This is a genomic window from Streptomyces sp. NPDC006687, from assembly GCF_040636215.1.
Classification (GTDB): Bacteria; Actinomycetota; Actinomycetes; order Streptomycetales; family Streptomycetaceae; genus Streptomyces.
This window is the reverse complement of record NZ_JBEYJJ010000005.1, coordinates 299,445-314,759: the sequence shown is the minus strand read 5'-3', so window position 1 is coordinate 314,759 and position 15,315 is coordinate 299,445. Positions and strand designations below refer to the sequence as shown.

Annotated in this window: 16 protein-coding genes and 1 riboswitch; of the genes, 8 read left to right on the top strand and 8 right to left on the bottom strand. The window is 74.3% G+C overall.

From position 1 onward, the window contains the following. Window positions 1–110 precede the first annotated feature (110 nt). From ABZ716_RS09360 to thiO, 3 genes are all read right to left on the bottom strand, one after another. Complete coding sequence (locus ABZ716_RS09360; protein WP_358811974.1) at window positions 111–905, bottom strand: thiazole synthase; 795 nt, start codon at window positions 903–905, stop codon at window positions 111–113. A 5-nt stretch (window positions 906–910) separates the two neighbouring features. Beyond that, a complete protein-coding gene (gene thiS / locus ABZ716_RS09355; protein ID WP_358957779.1) occupies window positions 911–1,111 on the bottom strand; it encodes a sulfur carrier protein ThiS in 201 nt (66 codons plus the stop codon). Then, window positions 1,108–2,304 carry a glycine oxidase ThiO gene (gene thiO, locus ABZ716_RS09350; RefSeq protein ID WP_358957776.1) on the bottom strand — a complete coding sequence of 399 codons (1,197 nt, stop codon included), beginning with the start codon at window positions 2,302–2,304 and terminating at the stop codon, window positions 1,108–1,110. Before thiO ends, thiS begins: the two co-directional genes overlap by 4 nt. Next, window positions 2,302–2,414, bottom strand: a riboswitch (TPP riboswitch). It overlaps the preceding gene by 3 nt. Window positions 2,415–2,581: 167 nt before the next feature. Here thiO and ABZ716_RS09345 point away from each other — a divergent pair. The 5 genes from ABZ716_RS09345 (at window position 2,582) to ABZ716_RS09325 (ending at window position 6,915) form a co-directional block, all read left to right on the top strand. Beyond that, window positions 2,582–3,748 (top strand): FAD-dependent oxidoreductase, encoded by a 1,167-nt coding sequence (locus tag ABZ716_RS09345; protein WP_358957808.1) that lies wholly within the window; start codon window positions 2,582–2,584, stop codon window positions 3,746–3,748. 89 nt (window positions 3,749–3,837) lie between these two features. Continuing rightward, window positions 3,838–4,203 carry an Rv2175c family DNA-binding protein gene (locus ABZ716_RS09340; protein ID WP_351881068.1) on the top strand — a complete coding sequence of 122 codons (366 nt, stop codon included), beginning with the start codon at window positions 3,838–3,840 and terminating at the stop codon, window positions 4,201–4,203. A gap of 79 nt (window positions 4,204–4,282) precedes the next feature. Next, entirely contained in the window at window positions 4,283–4,918 is a 636-nt protein-coding gene (thiE, locus tag ABZ716_RS09335) for a thiamine phosphate synthase (protein ID WP_358957773.1), read from the top strand. Between the two features lie 150 nt (window positions 4,919–5,068). After that, the gene (gene metF, locus ABZ716_RS09330) at window positions 5,069–5,983 is read left to right on the top strand and encodes a methylenetetrahydrofolate reductase [NAD(P)H] (RefSeq protein ID WP_351881062.1); all 915 of its coding nucleotides are present in this window, start codon (window positions 5,069–5,071) and stop codon (window positions 5,981–5,983) included. Window positions 5,984–6,036: 53 nt separating this feature from the next. Beyond that, entirely contained in the window at window positions 6,037–6,915 is an 879-nt protein-coding gene (locus ABZ716_RS09325) for a hypothetical protein (protein WP_358957771.1), read from the top strand. A 58-nt stretch (window positions 6,916–6,973) separates the two neighbouring features. On the opposite strand, the gene ABZ716_RS09320 is transcribed toward ABZ716_RS09325, so the two are convergent. The 5 genes from ABZ716_RS09320 to ABZ716_RS09300 all read right to left on the bottom strand — a co-directional run bounded on the left by ABZ716_RS09320 (window position 6,974) and on the right by ABZ716_RS09300 (window position 11,209). Continuing rightward, on the bottom strand, window positions 6,974–8,407 hold the full coding sequence (locus ABZ716_RS09320; RefSeq protein WP_358957769.1) for an NAD(P)/FAD-dependent oxidoreductase: 1,434 nt from the start codon (window positions 8,405–8,407) through the stop codon (window positions 6,974–6,976). 51 nt (window positions 8,408–8,458) lie between these two features. Beyond that, the gene (locus ABZ716_RS09315) at window positions 8,459–9,073 is read right to left on the bottom strand and encodes a DUF4126 domain-containing protein (RefSeq protein WP_358811968.1); all 615 of its coding nucleotides are present in this window, start codon (window positions 9,071–9,073) and stop codon (window positions 8,459–8,461) included. Between the two features lie 100 nt (window positions 9,074–9,173). Continuing rightward, on the bottom strand, window positions 9,174–9,575 hold the full coding sequence (locus tag ABZ716_RS09310) for a DUF3040 domain-containing protein (protein WP_351881055.1): 402 nt from the start codon (window positions 9,573–9,575) through the stop codon (window positions 9,174–9,176). A 301-nt stretch (window positions 9,576–9,876) separates the two neighbouring features. Further along, on the bottom strand, window positions 9,877–10,635 hold the full coding sequence (locus ABZ716_RS09305; RefSeq protein ID WP_351881053.1) for a methyltransferase: 759 nt from the start codon (window positions 10,633–10,635) through the stop codon (window positions 9,877–9,879). Between the two features lie 91 nt (window positions 10,636–10,726). Further along, window positions 10,727–11,209, bottom strand: a complete 483-nt coding sequence (locus ABZ716_RS09300) for an SAV_6107 family HEPN domain-containing protein (RefSeq protein ID WP_358811967.1) — start codon at window positions 11,207–11,209, stop codon at window positions 10,727–10,729. A gap of 204 nt (window positions 11,210–11,413) precedes the next feature. Here ABZ716_RS09300 and ABZ716_RS09295 point away from each other — a divergent pair, with 204 nt between their 5' ends. From ABZ716_RS09295 to ABZ716_RS09285, 3 genes are read left to right on the top strand one after another with little or no spacing between them, the layout of a single operon-like run. Next, a complete protein-coding gene (locus tag ABZ716_RS09295) occupies window positions 11,414–12,337 on the top strand; it encodes an ATP-binding cassette domain-containing protein (RefSeq protein ID WP_358957767.1) in 924 nt (307 codons plus the stop codon). Beyond that, the gene (locus tag ABZ716_RS09290) at window positions 12,309–14,396 is read left to right on the top strand and encodes a YhgE/Pip domain-containing protein (RefSeq protein ID WP_358957765.1); all 2,088 of its coding nucleotides are present in this window, start codon (window positions 12,309–12,311) and stop codon (window positions 14,394–14,396) included. The genes ABZ716_RS09295 and ABZ716_RS09290 overlap by 29 nt, the downstream gene beginning before the upstream one ends. A gap of 29 nt (window positions 14,397–14,425) precedes the next feature. After that, complete coding sequence (locus tag ABZ716_RS09285) at window positions 14,426–15,052, top strand: TetR/AcrR family transcriptional regulator (RefSeq protein WP_351881045.1); 627 nt, start codon at window positions 14,426–14,428, stop codon at window positions 15,050–15,052. Window positions 15,053–15,315: the final 263 nt, after the last annotated feature.

Genomic DNA, 15,315 nt, shown 5'->3' with positions numbered 1-15,315 from the left:
GGGATCCCGCTCCCAACCCGCCCGCCCGCACCCGGGGAGGCGGGTGGGCAGCCACCGGCCCGCCCCCGGCCCCTCGAGGGGGCGATGGCGGGCCCCCGCCGCGAGGCCCCTCAGAACGCCGGCCGCTCCGGGTCCAGGGCGGCGCGGCCCTCGGCCGGGGAGGAGGCGTGGGCGAAGCGGCGTTGCGGGATGCGGCCCGCGCGGTGGGCCAGGCGGCCCGCCGAGACGGCGTCGCGCATGGCCGCCGCCATGAGCGCCGGGTCCTGGGCGCGGGTCACCGCCGAGGCGAGCATCACCCCGGCGCAGCCCAGTTCCATCGCGAGGGCGGCGTCCGAGGCCGTCCCCGCGCCCGCGTCGAGGATCACCGGCACCCCGGCCCGCTCCACGATCAGCTCGAAGTTGTGCGGGTTGCGGATGCCCATCCCCGAGCCGATGGGGGAGCCCAGCGGCATGATCGCCGCGCAGCCCGCGTCCTCCAGCTTCCGGGCCAGTACCGGGTCGTCGTTGGTGTAGGGGAGCACCGTGAAGCCCTCGTCCACCAGGACCTCGGCGGCGTCCAGCAGCTCGACGGCGTCCGGGAGCAGGGTCCGCTCGTCCGCGACGACCTCCAGCTTGATCCAGTCCGTGCCCAGCGCCTCCCGCGCCAGCCGGGCCGTCAGGACGGCCTCGCCGGCGGTGAAGCAGCCCGCGGTGTTCGGCAGGACCGCGATGCCGAGCCGGGACAGCACCGACAGGACCGAGCCCTGCACGGTCGGGTCCAGGCGGCGCATCGCCACCGTGGTCAGCTCGGTGCCGGAGGCGATCAGGGCGTGTTCGAGGACCTCCAGGCTGGGAGCCCCGCCCGTGCCCATGATCAGGCGGGAGGAGAAGGTCCGGCCGCCCAGGGTGAACAGGTCGTCGGCCATCGCGCTCAGCCCCCCTGGACCGCGGTGAGGACCTCGACCCGGTCGCCGTCGCCGACGGGGGTCAGGGGCCACCGGCCGCGCGGGACGACGGTCTCGTTGAGGGCGGCGGCGACGCCGGACGGCGCCGTGGTGAGGGTCGCGACCACCGCGTCGAGGGTGGTGCCGGCCGCGATCTCGCGCGGCTCGCCGTTGACGGAGATGGTCATGCGTAGGACTCCTGACGCGTGGCGGAGAAGCGGCGGGGGCTGAAGGGGCGGGCGATCTCCGGCACGGTGCCGGTGGTCAGCAGTTCCGCCATGACGTCGCCGGTGAGCGGGGTCAGCAGCACCCCGTTGCGGTAGTGGCCGGTGGCCAGGTGCAGCCCCGGCAGGTCGGTCGGGCCGAGCAGCGGCGCGTTGTCGGGGGAGCACGGGCGCAGCCCGGCCCGGGTCTCGACCAGGGGGAGCTCGGTGATGCCGGGGACCAGCTCGTGGGCGTCGCGCAGCAGCTCGTAGACCCCGCCGGCGGTGACGGTGGTGTCCCAGCCGAGTTCCTCGCTGGTGGCGCCGACGACCAGCTCGCCGTTCTCGCGCGGCACCAGGTAGACGTGGCTGCCGCGCACCACGGCCCGTACCGTCCGGGACAGGAACGGCGCGTAGGCGACGGGCACGGCCAGCCGCAGCACCTGGCCCTTGACCGGCCGTACGGGAGGGGCCACCTCCGCCGGTACGCCCTCCAGCCGGCCGCTGAGCGAGCCGGCCGCCAGCACCACCTGGCCCGCGCGCAGCTCCGTACCGCCGTCGAGGAGGGCTCCGCGGGCCCGGTCGGCGGTGACCAGCAGCCGCTGCGCGCGGGCGCGGTGGAGGTCGACCCCGGCCCGCTCGCAGGCGGCCAGCAGCGCGGCCGCGAGCCGCCGCGGGTCCACCTGGTGGTCCCCGTCGACCCGCAGTCCGCCGCGCACGCCCGGGGCCAGCATCGGCTCCAGCCGGCGGCACTCGCGGCCGGTGAGCCACTCGGACTCCAGGCCGCAGCGCCGCTGGAGGGCGTGCAGTTCCCGCAGGTGGAGGCGGTCGTCGGCGTCGAGGGCGACGGCGAGGGTGCCGCAGGCGCGGTAGCCGAGGTCCATGCCGCCGCTGGCCTCGGTGAGCTCGGCGGCGAACTCGGGGTAGCGGGCGGCGGAGGCCGTGTTGAGGCCCAGCAGGGCCTCCTCGCCGTAGTGCAGCTCGGTGACGGCGGCGAGCATGCCGGCCGCTACCCGGGCGGCGCCGCCGCCGGGGTCGGGGTCGGCGAGCGCGGTGCGCAGCCCGCTCCGGGCCGCCCGCCAGGCGGTGACCAGGCCGATGATCCCGCCACCGATGACGAGGACGTCGTAGCCCCGGTGGTCGGATCCCCGGCCGGATGTCGCGTCGGATGCGTGCATGGGCGTCCAGCCCCTCCCTTCGCCGGCATGACCCGGATCAGGTTCGTACGGTCGGAGGCCGGCCAGCCTCCCTCTCAGCCCGGTGCGCCCGGACTCCCGCGATAGGTACGGTGGCCAGACTAACCCCGCTGCCGGTGCCGGGTAAGGCTGACTCCCCGCCGCGGCCTCCCCTGTGGCCCCGCCCCGCTTTCCTGACGGGCCGTCAGGTGGCTAGGCTGGCCGGGTGAGTGAGCAGACGGAACAGACGAAGCCCGGCGTCGTGATCGTCGGCGCCGGAATGGCCGGCGTGCAGACCGCCGTGGCCCTGCGCGAACAGGGCTGGACCGGCCCCGTGACCCTGCTGGGCGCCGAACCCCACCAGCCCTACGACCGCCCCCCGCTGTCCAAGGCGGTGCTGCTCGGCAAGGCCGAGGACTCCGCCTTCGACGTCGACTTCGAGGGCCTGCACATCGAGCTGCGCCTCGGCACCGAGGTCACCGCCCTGCGCGCCGCCGACCGCGAGCTGGACACCGAGGCCGGACCGGTCCCGTACGAGGTCCTCGTCCTGGCCACCGGAGTGGTCCCGCTGACCCTGCCCGGCACCGGGGGCGTCCCCGGCGTGCACCTGCTGCGCACCCTCGACGACGCCGCCCGGCTGCGCCCCGTGCTGGCCGCCGCCCCCGGCACCGTCGTGGTCGGGGCCGGCTGGATCGGCGCCGAGTTCGCCACCGCCGCCCGCGAGGCCGGCTGCGCCGTCACCGTGGTCGAGGCCGCCGACCGGGTCCTGGCCGGGGCCCTGCCCGCCGAGGTCGCCGCCCCCATGGCCCGGTGGTACGCCGGAGCCGGGGCCACCCTGCTCACCGGCGCCAGGGTGGCCGCCGTCGAGGAGGGCCGGGTGCTCCTCGCGGACGGTCGCGAGCTGCCCGCCGGTGCCGTCGTCGTCGGCATCGGCGCCCGGCCCGCCACCGACTGGCTCGACGGCAGCGGGGTCGAGCGGGGCCCGGACGGCTCCGTCACCGCCGACGCCCACCTGCGCACTTCCGTGCCCGGGGTGTACGCCGTCGGCGACTGCTCCTCCTTCCCCTCGGCCCGCTACGGGACCCGGCTGCTGGTCCACCACTGGGACAACGCCCTCCAGGGCCCCCGCGCGGTCGCGGCCAACATCGTCGCGGGGGAGCCCGTACGGACCTACGACCCGGTGCCGTACTTCTGGTCCGAGCAGTTCGGCCGCTTCGTGCAGTACGCGGGCCACCACGACGGCGCCGACACCCTGCTGTGGCGCGGCGACCCGGATGGCGACGGCTGGACGGTGTGCTGGCTGCGCGAGGGCGCCCTCGTCGCCCTCCTGGCCGTCGGCCGTCCCCGGGACCTGGCCCAGGGGCGGAAGCTGATCGAGTCGGGCGTGCCCGTGGACCCGGCGCGGGTCGCCGACCCGGGCGTGCCGCTGAAGTCGGCCGCCCTCTGACCCCTGCGGCGGGGCCCGGCGCACGCGGACGGACCCGGACGGACGGGGCCGGGTACCGAGGGCCCCGCCGAGGTGGCAGGCTTGTGTCCGTGACCGAGATTGACGCAAAGATCGATGCCCTTGTCCCCTCGTGGCTGTACCTCCCCGACATCGCGGAGATGCTCGACGTCGAGGTGACCCGGGTCCGCCAGATGGTCAAGGAAGGGCAGCTCATCGCCGTACGCCGGGGCGAGAACCGCGCTCTGCAGGTTCCGGCCCAGTTCATCGACGGCGACAAGGTCGTCAAGGGACTCGTCGGCCTGCTGACCGTCCTGCGCGACGACCGCTTCTCCGACGAGGAGATGCTGGAGTGGCTGTTCACCGAGGATCCGACCCTGCCCGGCACCCCCGTGCAGGCGCTGCGCGAGAATCGCGGCACGGAGGTGAAGCGCCGCGCCCAGGCGCTCGCCCTCTGACCGGCTGATCCACCGGTGTGCGGGCGGGCCGGGTAACCTCGGCCCGCCCGCACACCGCCACCACCAGGGGGGAACTCCCATGCAGCTGTCCGACGCCCGGCTCTACCTGTGCACGGACGCCCGCAAGCGGCAGGGTGACCTCCCCGAGTTCCTCGACGCCGTCCTGGCCGGCGGGGTGGACATCGTCCAGCTCCGCGACAAGGGCATGGAGGCCGGCGAGGAACTCGAACACCTCCGCGTCTTCGCCGAGGCCGCCCGCCGCCACGGCAAGCTCCTCGCCGTCAACGACCGCGCCGACGTCGCGCACGCCATCGGCTCCGACGTCCTCCACCTCGGCCAGGGCGACATCCCCGTCCCCGCCGCCCGCGCGATCCTCGGCCGGGAGGTCCTGATCGGGCGCTCCTGCCACGCCGAGTCCGAGGTCGACGCGGCCGTCGCCGAACCCGGCGTGGACTACTTCTGCACCGGCCCCTGCTGGCCCACCCCCACCAAGCCCGGCCGCTACGCCCCCGGCCTCGGCCTCGTCCGCTACGCGGCCTCCCTGGCCCAGGAGCGGCCCTGGTTCGCCATCGGCGGCATCGACGCCGGGAACCTGGACGAGGTCCTCGACGCCGGCGCCACCCGCGTCGTGGTCGTCCGCGCGATCACCGAGGCGACCGACCCGGGCGCGGCCGCCGCCGAGCTGGCCAAGCGGGTCCGCGACCGCCTGGCGTAACGCACAGCCCCACAGCGGTCCCGGGGCGCACCTCGCGGCGCGCTCGCGCGGAACTCGCGCCCGGCTCGGATCCGCGCCGAAGTGTCCAAAAATCTGTCCAAGGAATGGACAACGCTCACGCGTCCGCCAGGCCGCGTCTAACCTGCCCGTATGGCCCTTGGTACCGCTTCCACCTGGTCGGACCGTGCACACACGGTCCGCGACCTCATCGCGTCCGGAGCCTCGTATTCCTTCGAGTTCTGGGCTCCCAAGACCGAGAAGGGCGAGCGCAACCTCTGGAACGCGCTCCGCCGGATCGAGGCGGTGTCCCCGAGCTTCGTCTCCGTCACCTACGGAGCCGGCGGCTCCACCCGGGGCGGCACCGTCCGCGCCACCCAGCAGATCGCCGCCGACACCACCCTGACGCCCGTCGCGCACCTCACCGCCGTCGACCACTCCGTGGCCGAGCTGCGCCATGTGATCGGCCAGTTCGCGGACGCCGGCATCCGCAACATGCTCGCGCTGCGCGGGGACCCGCCGGGCGACCCCATGGGCCCCTGGGTCAGGCACCCCGAGGGCGTGGACTACGCGGCCGACCTCGTGCGCCTGCTCAAGGAGTCCGGCGACTTCTGCGTCGGCGTCGCCGCCTTCCCCGAGATGCACCCCCGCTCCACGGACTGGGATACGGACATCCGGCACTTCGTGGACAAGTGCCGTGCGGGCGCGGACTATGCCATCACCCAGATGTTCTTCGATCCCGAGAATTATCTGCGGCTGCGCGACAGCGTCCAGAAGGCCGGCTGCGAGACCCCGATCATCCCCGAGGTCATGCCTGTTGTGGGGATCAAGCAGCTCGACCGGCTGCCCCAGTTGAGCACCGCCGTCTTCCCGGACGCCGTGAAAGACCGCATGCTCGCCGTCAAGGACGATCCGGCCGCTGTACGCTCCATTGGCATCGAGTTCGCCACGGAGTTCTGCGCGCGGCTGCTGTCCGAAGGTGTTCCCGGGCTGCACTTCATCACGCTGAACAACTCCACGGCGACCCTCGAGATCTACGAGAACCTGGGCCTGCACCAGCGGGCCTGACCGGCCGTCTCCCGTCCTCCCACGCGGTACGGCCGTACCGAGAGGGGCCTTGCATGGGAATGACGGTCCTCTACATCGCGTTCGCCTTCGTCGCGCTGTGGCTGCTTGCCGAGGTCCTGATGCAGTACAAGGCCCGGCTGCGCTGGCGCCTGCTCGCCTTCGCCGGGTTCCTCGGCGTCGTGGCCGGGGTCGTGCTGCCGTCGGTGCTCGTCATCGCCGTCGGCGCGACCGCCTTCGCCGTCGGCCAGACCCTGGTGACGCTCTCCTTCCGCAAGGGCTTCATCGCCGGCTGGGCCCTGCGCAAGGGCAAGGAGGCCGAGCCCGCGCGGAAGGGTCCGAGCAGACGCCGCCGCTCCGGGGGCGCCGCGCCGCGCCCGGCGCCCGCGCTGGAGGTGACCGGGCTGGAGTACGGTTCCCCGGAGCCGGCCCCCTCCCCTGCCCACGACGCCGGCGAGGACCAGGACGACCGCGACGTCTTCACCCCGCAGCCGGTGCCCGAGGAGACCGGCTCGTACGGGATACAGAGCTTCGCCTCCCCGCAGCAGCCCGACGCCACCGCGGCCTTCGCCTCGCCGTTCGCCGCGGACGGACAGGACGGCGGACAGCACGCCGCCTACTACGGCCCCCAGCAGGGCCAGGGCGGCTACGACTACGGTTCCGGCTACCCGGCGGACGGCCAGCAGGTCTACGCCGCCTACTCGGACCCGTACATCGGCACCGGCGGCGCCGTCGCCCCGGCCCAGCAGTACGACTACCCGCAGTACGACCCGGCGCAGCAGCAGTACTCCATGGACACCCCGCCCGGCGGGGTCTGGGTCCCGCAGCAGCGCGCCACCGACGCCGCCCCGCAGCCGCACCACCCGGAGCAGGACCCGCAGCAGCAGGGGTACCCGTACCAGGGCAACGGCGAGCACGGGCAGTACCGCTACTGACACGACGGGGAGGGCCCGGCTCGCAGGAGCCGGGCCCTCCCCGCGTGCGTACCGGGGCTCACCGCGAGCCGCGGAACTCCGCCCCCTCGACGATCAGGCCCGCCACCAGGGCCCCCGTCATCCCCGCGTGCGCCAGCCCGCCGCCGGGGTGCGCCCAGCCGCCCGCGAGGTACAGCCCGGGCAGTCCCGTCACGTTGGACGGGTACAGCAGGCGGCCGCCCTCGCCGGGCAGGGCCGGAGCGGGCACCGAGCCGCCACGCGCCCCCGTGGCGGCCTCCACGTGTGCCGGGGTGCGCACCTCCTGCCACAGCAGCCGCTCGCGCAGGTCGGGGACGGCCCGCGCGGCGAGGTCCAGCAGCTTCTCCGGGTCCGGGACCGCCGCCCCGCCCGCCGGGCCGCACACGGCGCTGACGGTGACGGCCTCGTGGTCCGCGTCGGGCCGGGTGGCCGGGTCGTCCGGGCGCAGCACCGTGACGAGCTGGACGGCGGCCGAGCCGGGGGAGTGCACCAGCGTGCGGTGGACGGCGTCCGCGGGGCGCCCGCCGCGCAGGGCGAGCAGCAGAGTCAGCCGGCCGGGTACGGAGTCGCCCCGGGCCGGTACGGAACCGCGCGGCCAGGACACGCTGCCGGCCGGGAGCTGGCGCGGGTCGATCCCGCACACCACGAAGTCGGCGGCCGCCTCGGTGCCGTCGGCCAGCCGGACCCCGGCCGCCCGGCCGTCCCGGTCCAGCACCGCCCGTACGGCCGCGCCGAAGACGAACTCCACCTTCCGCTCCCGGCAGCGCTCGTACACGGCGGTGGCCAGCTCGCGCATCCCGCCCCGGACGTACCAGGTGCCGAAGGTCTGCTCCATGTACGGCAGGGCCGCCGCGGCGGCCGGCGCCGAGTCGGGGTCGAGCCCGTACGCCAGGACCCGCCCGCGCAACAGCTCCCCGAGGCCGCCGCCGAGTTCGCGCCGGGCCACCTCGGCCAGGGTCGGCCGGCGGCGGCGCAGCAGGCCGCTGCCGCGCAGCGCGGGGTAGGGGTCGCGGCCGAGGACCTGCCAGTCGGGGCGCAGCGGTTCCTCCAGCAGCGGGCGGCGGGTGGCGTCCCAGGTGTCGCGGGCCCGGCCCAGCAGGGCGTTCCAGCGCTCGCCCGCGCCCGCGCCGAAGGTCTCGTCGAGGGCGGCGGCGACCCCGCCCCGGGAGGTGCCGGGGAGGGTGACGGCGGCGTGGTCCAGGACGTGGCGGACGGCCGGGTCCAGCTGGACCATCCCGACCCGCTCCTCCAGCGGCCGCTTGCCGGTCTTGACGAACAGGTCGCGGTAGACGGCGGGCAGGTGCAGCAGCCCGGGGCCGGTGTCGAAGGCGAAGCCGTCGCGCTCGTAGCGGCCGAGCGCGCCGCCGTAGGTGGAGCCGCGCTCGTAGACCGTCACCTGGTGGCCCGCCACGGCCAGCCGGGCCGCCGTCGCCATCGTGCCCATGCCGGCGCCGATCACCGCAATTCTTGCCATGGCGCTGAGCCTATCGAGCGAACGCGGCCCCCATCGAGCGAGGTCAGCGGCTCACCACGGGGGCCCGCCGAGGGCCCCTGCCAGGCGTTTCTCCTCGCGCCGCTGGGCACGCCGCCGCCGGAAGCGGCGGATCCGGCTCCAGAGGAGGACCAGCAGGGCGATGCCCAGGGCGAGGAGCACGCCGGCGCTCACGGCGGCGGCCGTCGGGTGGTACAGGGCGAAGACGACGAGGCAGCCCACGCCGAGGTCCTCGGCGGTGCTCAGCACGATGTTGCTGAAGGGTTCGGGGGAGGTGTTGACGGCCATCCGGGTGCCGGCCTTGACCAGGTGGCTGGCCAGCGCGGTGGAGCCGCCGAGGGCTGCGGCGGCGAGGTCGGGCAGCGAGCCGCTGTGCCCGGCCAGGAGGGCGCCGACGACGGCCCCGGCGGCCGGGCGGACGACGGTGTGGACGGAGTCCCAGACGGAGTCCAGATAGGGGATCTTGTCCGCGACGGCCTCGCACAGGAACAGCACGCCGGCCACGACGAGCACGTCGGTGCGCTGGAGGGAGGCGGGGACCTCGTCGGTCAGGCCGGTCGCGCCGAAGACGCCGAGCAGGAGGACCACGGCGTAGGCGTTGATCCCGCTGGCCCAGCCGCTGGTGAAGACCAGGGGGAGCACACTCATCCGGGCATCATGCCGCAGGGACGGTGAAAACGGTGAGGGACGGCCGCCATCGGCGGCCGTCCCTCACCGGAAGGAAAGGAGCGCGGAGGGCGCGCGGGGGTCAGTGCCCCTGTTCGTCCCGGCGGCGCTGCCACCGTTCCTCGATACGGTTCATCATCGACCGACGCTGCCGGTTCTGCCCGCGGGCCGAACCGCCTGCGCTTCCGGAGACGGGCTGCTGGCCGGGCCTGGGGGCCTTGCGCCAACCGGTGACCACCAGGACCGTACAGGCCAGCATGACGAGGAATCCCACCACGCTGATCCAGAGCACTTCCTGCCAGATCACACCGGTCATGAGGAGCGCGATACCCACCACAATGCCTGCGGCTGCCTGGTAGACCCGTCGCCGGGTGTACGTGCGCAGTCCACTGCCCTCAAGCGCTGTCGCGAACTTGGGGTCTTCGGCGTACAGCGCTCGCTCCATCTGCTCGAGCATTCGCTGCTCGTGCTCCGAGAGCGGCACGGGAGTCCTCCTCATCCGTCGGTCGCGGGGGGTTGCGACCAGGGTTCCCCTTCAGGATAGGCGGGGAATCTCCCCCGTGACACCCGCCCTCCACGCCACATTCTGCATATCGCTCAGCGAGAAATCACTGGGTAGACGACCAGTAGACACCGACTGCGTGAAACGTACCGTCACCAGCGCGGTCACTGAGGCGCTTATTCCCCAATGAGCGGTCCGCCATGCCGTGCGGTGGTCCGATCATACGGGTCACGGCGCGGGAACGGAGGGGTCTCGGGCAGGTCACCCCGGCCCGGGCCGCGGATCAGGCCCGCTTCTCGCCCAGGACGTGCAGCTGCGTGGCCACCGCATGGAAGGCGGGCAGCTCGGCGGCGGCCTCCTCCAGGCGCAGCAGCGCCTCCACCGCGCCCGGCTCGGTGTCCACCAGCACCCCGGGCACCAGGTCGGCGAAGATCCGCACGCCGTGCACCGCGCCGACCTCCAGGCCGGCCCCGCCGACGAGCTCCGCCAGCTGCTCGGCGGTGAAGCGGCGCGGCACCGGGTCGCCGGAGCCCCAGCGCCCGGCCGGGTCGGTCAGGGCGGTGCGGGCCTCGGTGAAGTGCCCGGCCAGCGCCCGCGCGAGCACGGCCCCGCCCAGGCCCGCGCCGAGCAGGCTCAGGACCCCGCCCGGGCGCAGCGCGGCGACGGCGTTGGCCACGCCCTCGGCCGGGTCGTCCACGTACTCCAGCACGCCGTGGCAGAGCACCACGTCGTACGCGCCCCGCTCGACCACGTCCAGCAGGCCCTGGGCGTCGCCCTGGACCCCGCGCACCAGGTCGGCGACGCCCTCCTCGGCGACCCGGCGCTCCAGCCCGAACAGGGCGTTCGGGCTGGGGTCCACCACGGTCACGCGGTGGCCCAGGCGGGCGACGGGCACGGCGAACTTGCCCGTGCCGCCGCCGGTGTCCAGGACGTCCAGCACATCCCGCCCGGTCGCCTTCACCCGGCGGTCGAGGGCCTCCTTGAGGACCTCCCACACCACGGCGGTGCGAAGGGAGGCACGGGGGCGGGAAGTGTCCGACACGGCTGATGGCTCCTCGGCGGCGTTGGGGCGGGGGGCGGTGCGTGCCCCACCCTATTGCCTCGGCCGGCCTTGCCTCGGCCGACCGCGCAGCTCATCCCGCGTCCGGGCGCTCCGGACGGGGTGCCGGAAGGGGCCGTGCCACCGGCTGGAGGGCGAGCATCCGCTCCACCAGCCGCAGGAACATCCCGGCCTCCCGCACGAGGTCGTCCGCCTGCCGGCTGCTGGCCGCATCCGGTATCCCCGCCTCGGCCCGGGCCCGCCGGGCCGCGCCCGAGGCGAACAGGGCGCTCCACTCGCTGAGCTCCGGCGCTATCTCCGGCAGCACCTCCCACGCGCTGCGGATCCGGGGCCGGCGCCTGGCGCGGACCGGCTCGGGCCTGGCACGCGCGGCGAGCACCGCCGCGGCGACGCGCAGGGCGGCGAGGTGGGCGGTGGCGTACCGCTCGTTGGGCCGGGGCAGCAGGGCCGCCTCGGCCAGGCCGCTGCGGGCCTTGGCGAGCAGGTCCAGGGCGGCCGGGGGTGCGGCGGCCCTGCGCGGGACGGGGTGGACAGGGGACGGGGACGGTGTGGCCATGACGAACCTCCTGTCGTTGCGTGGTGCTCGGCGGTGGTACCGGGTGATGCGTCCGTACTGGTGTGGATCCATCGTGACGCCCCCCACTGACAATCGCCCTGACCTGCGCGTTCACCCCAATTCCGGCCTCATTCCCCAGTCGGGGCCCCGAATCTGCTAGTTTTTGAACTGACTGGTCAGTTCAAAATAGGGGAGGGTGTGGGTGTGGACGTCGACAGCCACGGCGGCGCAGCCGTGAAGGCCGAGGGCTTCGGACTCAGGGGCCCGCGCGGCTGGGTCTTCCGCGATATCGCCGTCAACGCGGCGCCCGGCTCGCTCGTCGCGGTCGAAGGCCCCTCCGGCAGCGGCCGCACCTGTCTGCTCCTGGCCCTCACCGGGCGGATGAAACCCACCGAGGGCCACGCCGAGATCGGCCGCCACCGCCTGCCGAAGAAGATGGCCGCGGTCCGCCGGAGCACCGCCCTCGGCCCGGTCCCCGGGGTCAACGACCTCGACCCGGCCCTGACCGTCTCCGAGCAGCTGCGCGAAGGCGCCATGCTCCAGCGGCGCTACGACGCCCCCCTGCGCGCCCTGCTGCGCCCGCGCGGCGCCCACGGCGCCCCGGCCCCGGCCCAGGACCGGATCGAGGAGGCCCTCGCCGCCGTCGGTCTCGACCTGACCACCCTGCCCAAGGGCCCGCGCACCTCGGTACGGGACCTGGAACGGCTGGAGGCCCTGCGGCTGTCCGTGGCCATCGCCCTGCTGGGCCGCCCCCGCCTGCTGGCCGTCGACGACCTCGACCTGAAGCTCTCGGACGCCGGACGCGCCGAGGCGTGGTCCCTGCTCCGCTCGGTCGCCGCCGACGGGACCACCGTCCTCGCCGTGTGCAGCGAGGCCCCGGACGGCGTGACGGTGGTCCGCATGGGCCTGCAGCCCCAGAAGACCCACGGCCCCGCCCCGGAGTCCGCCGCCACCGCCGCCCCGTCCGGCCCCGCCGAAGAAGCCGCCGCCGAGGACGCGGAGGCCGAAGACGCCGCCGCCGAAGAGACCGGCACCCACGACACCGAAGACACCCACGACCACGACGACCACGACGACACCGACACGAAGGGGGCGGACGATGCGCTCGCCGAAACTGGCCGCGCTTGAGCTGAAGCGGTTCGGGCGGGGCAAGCTCCCCCGGGCCGCCCTCGTCGCGCTGCTCCTGCTGCCCCTGCTCTACGGAGCCCTGTACCTGTGGTCGTTCTGGGACCCCTACAGCCGCCTCGACCAGGTCCCCGTCGCCCTCGTCAACGCCGACAAGGGCGCCACCGTCAACGGCGAGCACCTCGACGTCGGCGGCGAGCTGACCCGGAACCTGCGCGAGCGCAAGACCTTCGACTGGCGCGTGGTCAGCGCCGACGAGGCGGCCAAGGGCCTGGAGGACGGAAAGTACTTCCTCTCCCTGACCATGCCCGCCGACCTCAGCGAGAAGATCGCCTCCAGCGGCGGTGCCACCCCCGCGACCGGGGCCCTCCAGGTCCGCACGAACGACGCCAACAACTACATCGTCGGCTCGATCTCCCGCACGGTCTTCTCCGAGGTCCGCTCGGCCGCGTCCACCAAGGCGTCCCGCAAGTTCCTCGACAAGATCTTCGTGTCCTTCTCCGACCTGCACGACAAGACCGCCGAGGCCGCCAACGGGGCCGACCAGCTCAAGGACGGCGCCGGCAAGGCCCAGGAGGGCGCCCAGGAGCTCGCCGACGGCCTCGGCACGGCCAAGGAGAAGACCGGCGAGCTCACCGGCGGCCTGAACAAGCTCAACGACGGCGCCGCCAAGCTGGAGAGCGGCTCACGGCAGGTCGCGGACGGCACCCAGAAGGTCGCCGACCTCGCGAACGGCGCCGCCGAGAAGGCCCGTCCCTTCGTCAAGGACCCCAAGAACCTCGCGGACACCGCCAAGCTGGTCGCCGACACCGCCCACGTGGTCAACAACCACCTCGGCACGGCCGTCGAGCGGGCCCCGGCCGCCGCCGCGGCCACCAAGCGCCTCGCGGGCCTCGCCTCCTCCGCCTACACCCAGTACTGCGCCAAGCCCGACCCCAAGCTTCCCCCGGGCTTCTGCGAGACCCAGAAGAAGATCAAGGACGACGCGGCCGAGGCCGCCCTGCTCACCGGAGACGCGAACACCGTCCTCGGCAACTCCAAGGGCGACATCACCAAGCTCCAGGGCCAGCTCACCGACCTGGAGACCAAGGCCCGCGAGCTCGCCGACAAGGCCCCCGCCCTCGCCGGCGACCTCAACGCCGCCGTCGCCAAGGCCAACGCCCTCAACGACGGCGCCCACCAGGTCGCCGACGGCATGGTCAAGCTGCACGCCGGCCTCGGCACCGCCGTCGGCGGCTCCGGCAAGCTCGGCGAGGGCGTCGGCAAGCTCAATGACGGCGCCCAGCAGCTCGGGGGCGGCATGGTCAAGCTGGTCGACGGCACCGGCGAGCTCGCCGGCGGCCTCCACGACGGCGCCGGCAAGATCCCGGACTACGACCAGCAGCAGCGCGACGCCCGTACGCAGGTCATGGCCGACCCCGTGCAGCTCGCCAGCCGGCCGCTGCACAAGGCGCCCAACTACGGCACCGGGTTCGCCCCGTACTTCATCCCGCTCTCCCTGTGGGTCGGCGCGATGGTCGCCTACATGCTGATCGCCCCCCTGAACAAGCGGGCCCTGGCCGCCGGGGCCTCCTCCTGGCGGATCGCCTTCGCCGGCTGGCTGCCCGTGGTCGGCGTGGGCGTCGCGCAGGTGGGCGCCCTGATGGCCGTACTGCACTGGGGGCTCGGCCTGGAGATGGCGCACCCCGCCCTGACCGTCGCCTTCCTGGCCCTGGTGACCGCCTGCTTCGCGGCGATCGTCCAGTGGCTCAACGCCAAGTTCGGCGCCGCCGGCCGCATCCTGGTCCTCGCCGTGCTGATGCTCCAGCTGACCTCGGCGGGCGGCACCTACCCCGTCGAGACCAGCCCGGGCTTCTTCAACGCCATCCACCCGTACCTGCCGATGTCGTACATCGTCGCGAGCCTGCGCCGCCTGATCACCGGCGGCGACCTCACCCCGGTGTGGCAGGGCGGCGCGGTCCTGGTGGCCTTCACCGTCGGGGCGCTGGCCCTCACCGCCCTCGCCGCGCGCGGCAAGCAGGTGTGGACGATGGACCGGCTGCACCCGGAACTGAGCCTGTAAGGGGCTGTTGACCTGTGAGAATCAGCGCCATGGAAAGCAGCAGCACCACCGCCGGCGGGGCCCGGCGGCAGGCCACGCGTCAGAAGCTGTACGAGGCGGCCGTCACCCTCATCGCGGAGCAGGGCTTCTCCGCGACCACGGTCGACGAGATCGCCGAGCGGGCGGGCGTGGCCAAGGGCACCGTCTACTACAACTTCGCCAGCAAGACCGACCTCTTCGAGGAGCTCCTGCGGCACGGGGTCGGCCTGCTGACCGCCTCCCTGCGGGCGGCGGCGGACGAGACCGAGGAGCGCGGCGGCAGCCGTATCGAGGCCCTCGACGCGATGATCCGGGCGGGCCTGGTCTTCATCCACCGCTACCCGGCCTTCACCCAGCTCTACGTCGCCGAGCTCTGGCGGACCAACCGTGCCTGGCAGGGCACCCTGATGGTGGTCCGCGGCCAGGCGGTGGCGGTGGTGGAGTCGGTGCTGCGCGAAGGGGTGGAGCGCGGGGAGCTCAGCGCCGAGATCGACGTGCCGCTGACGGCGGCGGCGCTGGTCGGGATGGTGCTGGTGGCCGCGCTGGACTGGCAGGCGTTCCAGAGCGAGCGGTCGCTGGACGACGTCCACTCGGCGCTGTCGCTGCTGCTGCGGGGGCGGGTCAGCGGCAGCCGGTGACCCCCGGTCGGCGGTGCCGTGGCCGCCGCCGACGGCGGTAGAACTGAGTATCCGTACCTAGGCACACAGATGAGTACCCGTACGGATGGGCTCCCACCTGCGCAAACAGCAGACTGGGGGGTGGGGGCGAGGGCGGTCGGCGCCCGCACCGCGGACACGGGGCCGCGGAGCGGACCGCTGCTGCCTGGTGAACAGAACGCCGGTGCGTCCGGGCTCGGGGGGAACGAGCCCGGACGCACCGGCGTTTCACGTGTCCTCGCCCG

Coding starts and splice junctions, on each gene's coding strand:
- ABZ716_RS09360 (WP_358811974.1), bottom strand. CDS start 905: ATGGCCGACGACCTGTTCACCCTGGGCGGCCGGACCTTCTCCTCCCGC.
- thiS (WP_358957779.1), bottom strand. CDS start 1,111: ATGACCATCTCCGTCAACGGCGAGCCGCGCGAGATCGCGGCCGGCACC.
- thiO (WP_358957776.1), bottom strand. CDS start 2,304: ATGCACGCATCCGACGCGACATCCGGCCGGGGATCCGACCACCGGGGC.
- ABZ716_RS09345 (WP_358957808.1), top strand. CDS start 2,582: ATGGCCGGCGTGCAGACCGCCGTGGCCCTGCGCGAACAGGGCTGGACC.
- thiE (WP_358957773.1), top strand. CDS start 4,283: ATGCAGCTGTCCGACGCCCGGCTCTACCTGTGCACGGACGCCCGCAAG.
- metF (WP_351881062.1), top strand. CDS start 5,069: ATGGCCCTTGGTACCGCTTCCACCTGGTCGGACCGTGCACACACGGTC.
- ABZ716_RS09325 (WP_358957771.1), top strand. CDS start 6,037: ATGGGAATGACGGTCCTCTACATCGCGTTCGCCTTCGTCGCGCTGTGG.
- ABZ716_RS09320 (WP_358957769.1), bottom strand. CDS start 8,407: ATGGCAAGAATTGCGGTGATCGGCGCCGGCATGGGCACGATGGCGACG.
- ABZ716_RS09315 (WP_358811968.1), bottom strand. CDS start 9,073: ATGAGTGTGCTCCCCCTGGTCTTCACCAGCGGCTGGGCCAGCGGGATC.
- ABZ716_RS09300 (WP_358811967.1), bottom strand. CDS start 11,209: ATGGCCACACCGTCCCCGTCCCCTGTCCACCCCGTCCCGCGCAGGGCC.
- ABZ716_RS09290 (WP_358957765.1), top strand. CDS start 12,309: ATGCGCTCGCCGAAACTGGCCGCGCTTGAGCTGAAGCGGTTCGGGCGG.
- ABZ716_RS09285 (WP_351881045.1), top strand. CDS start 14,426: ATGGAAAGCAGCAGCACCACCGCCGGCGGGGCCCGGCGGCAGGCCACG.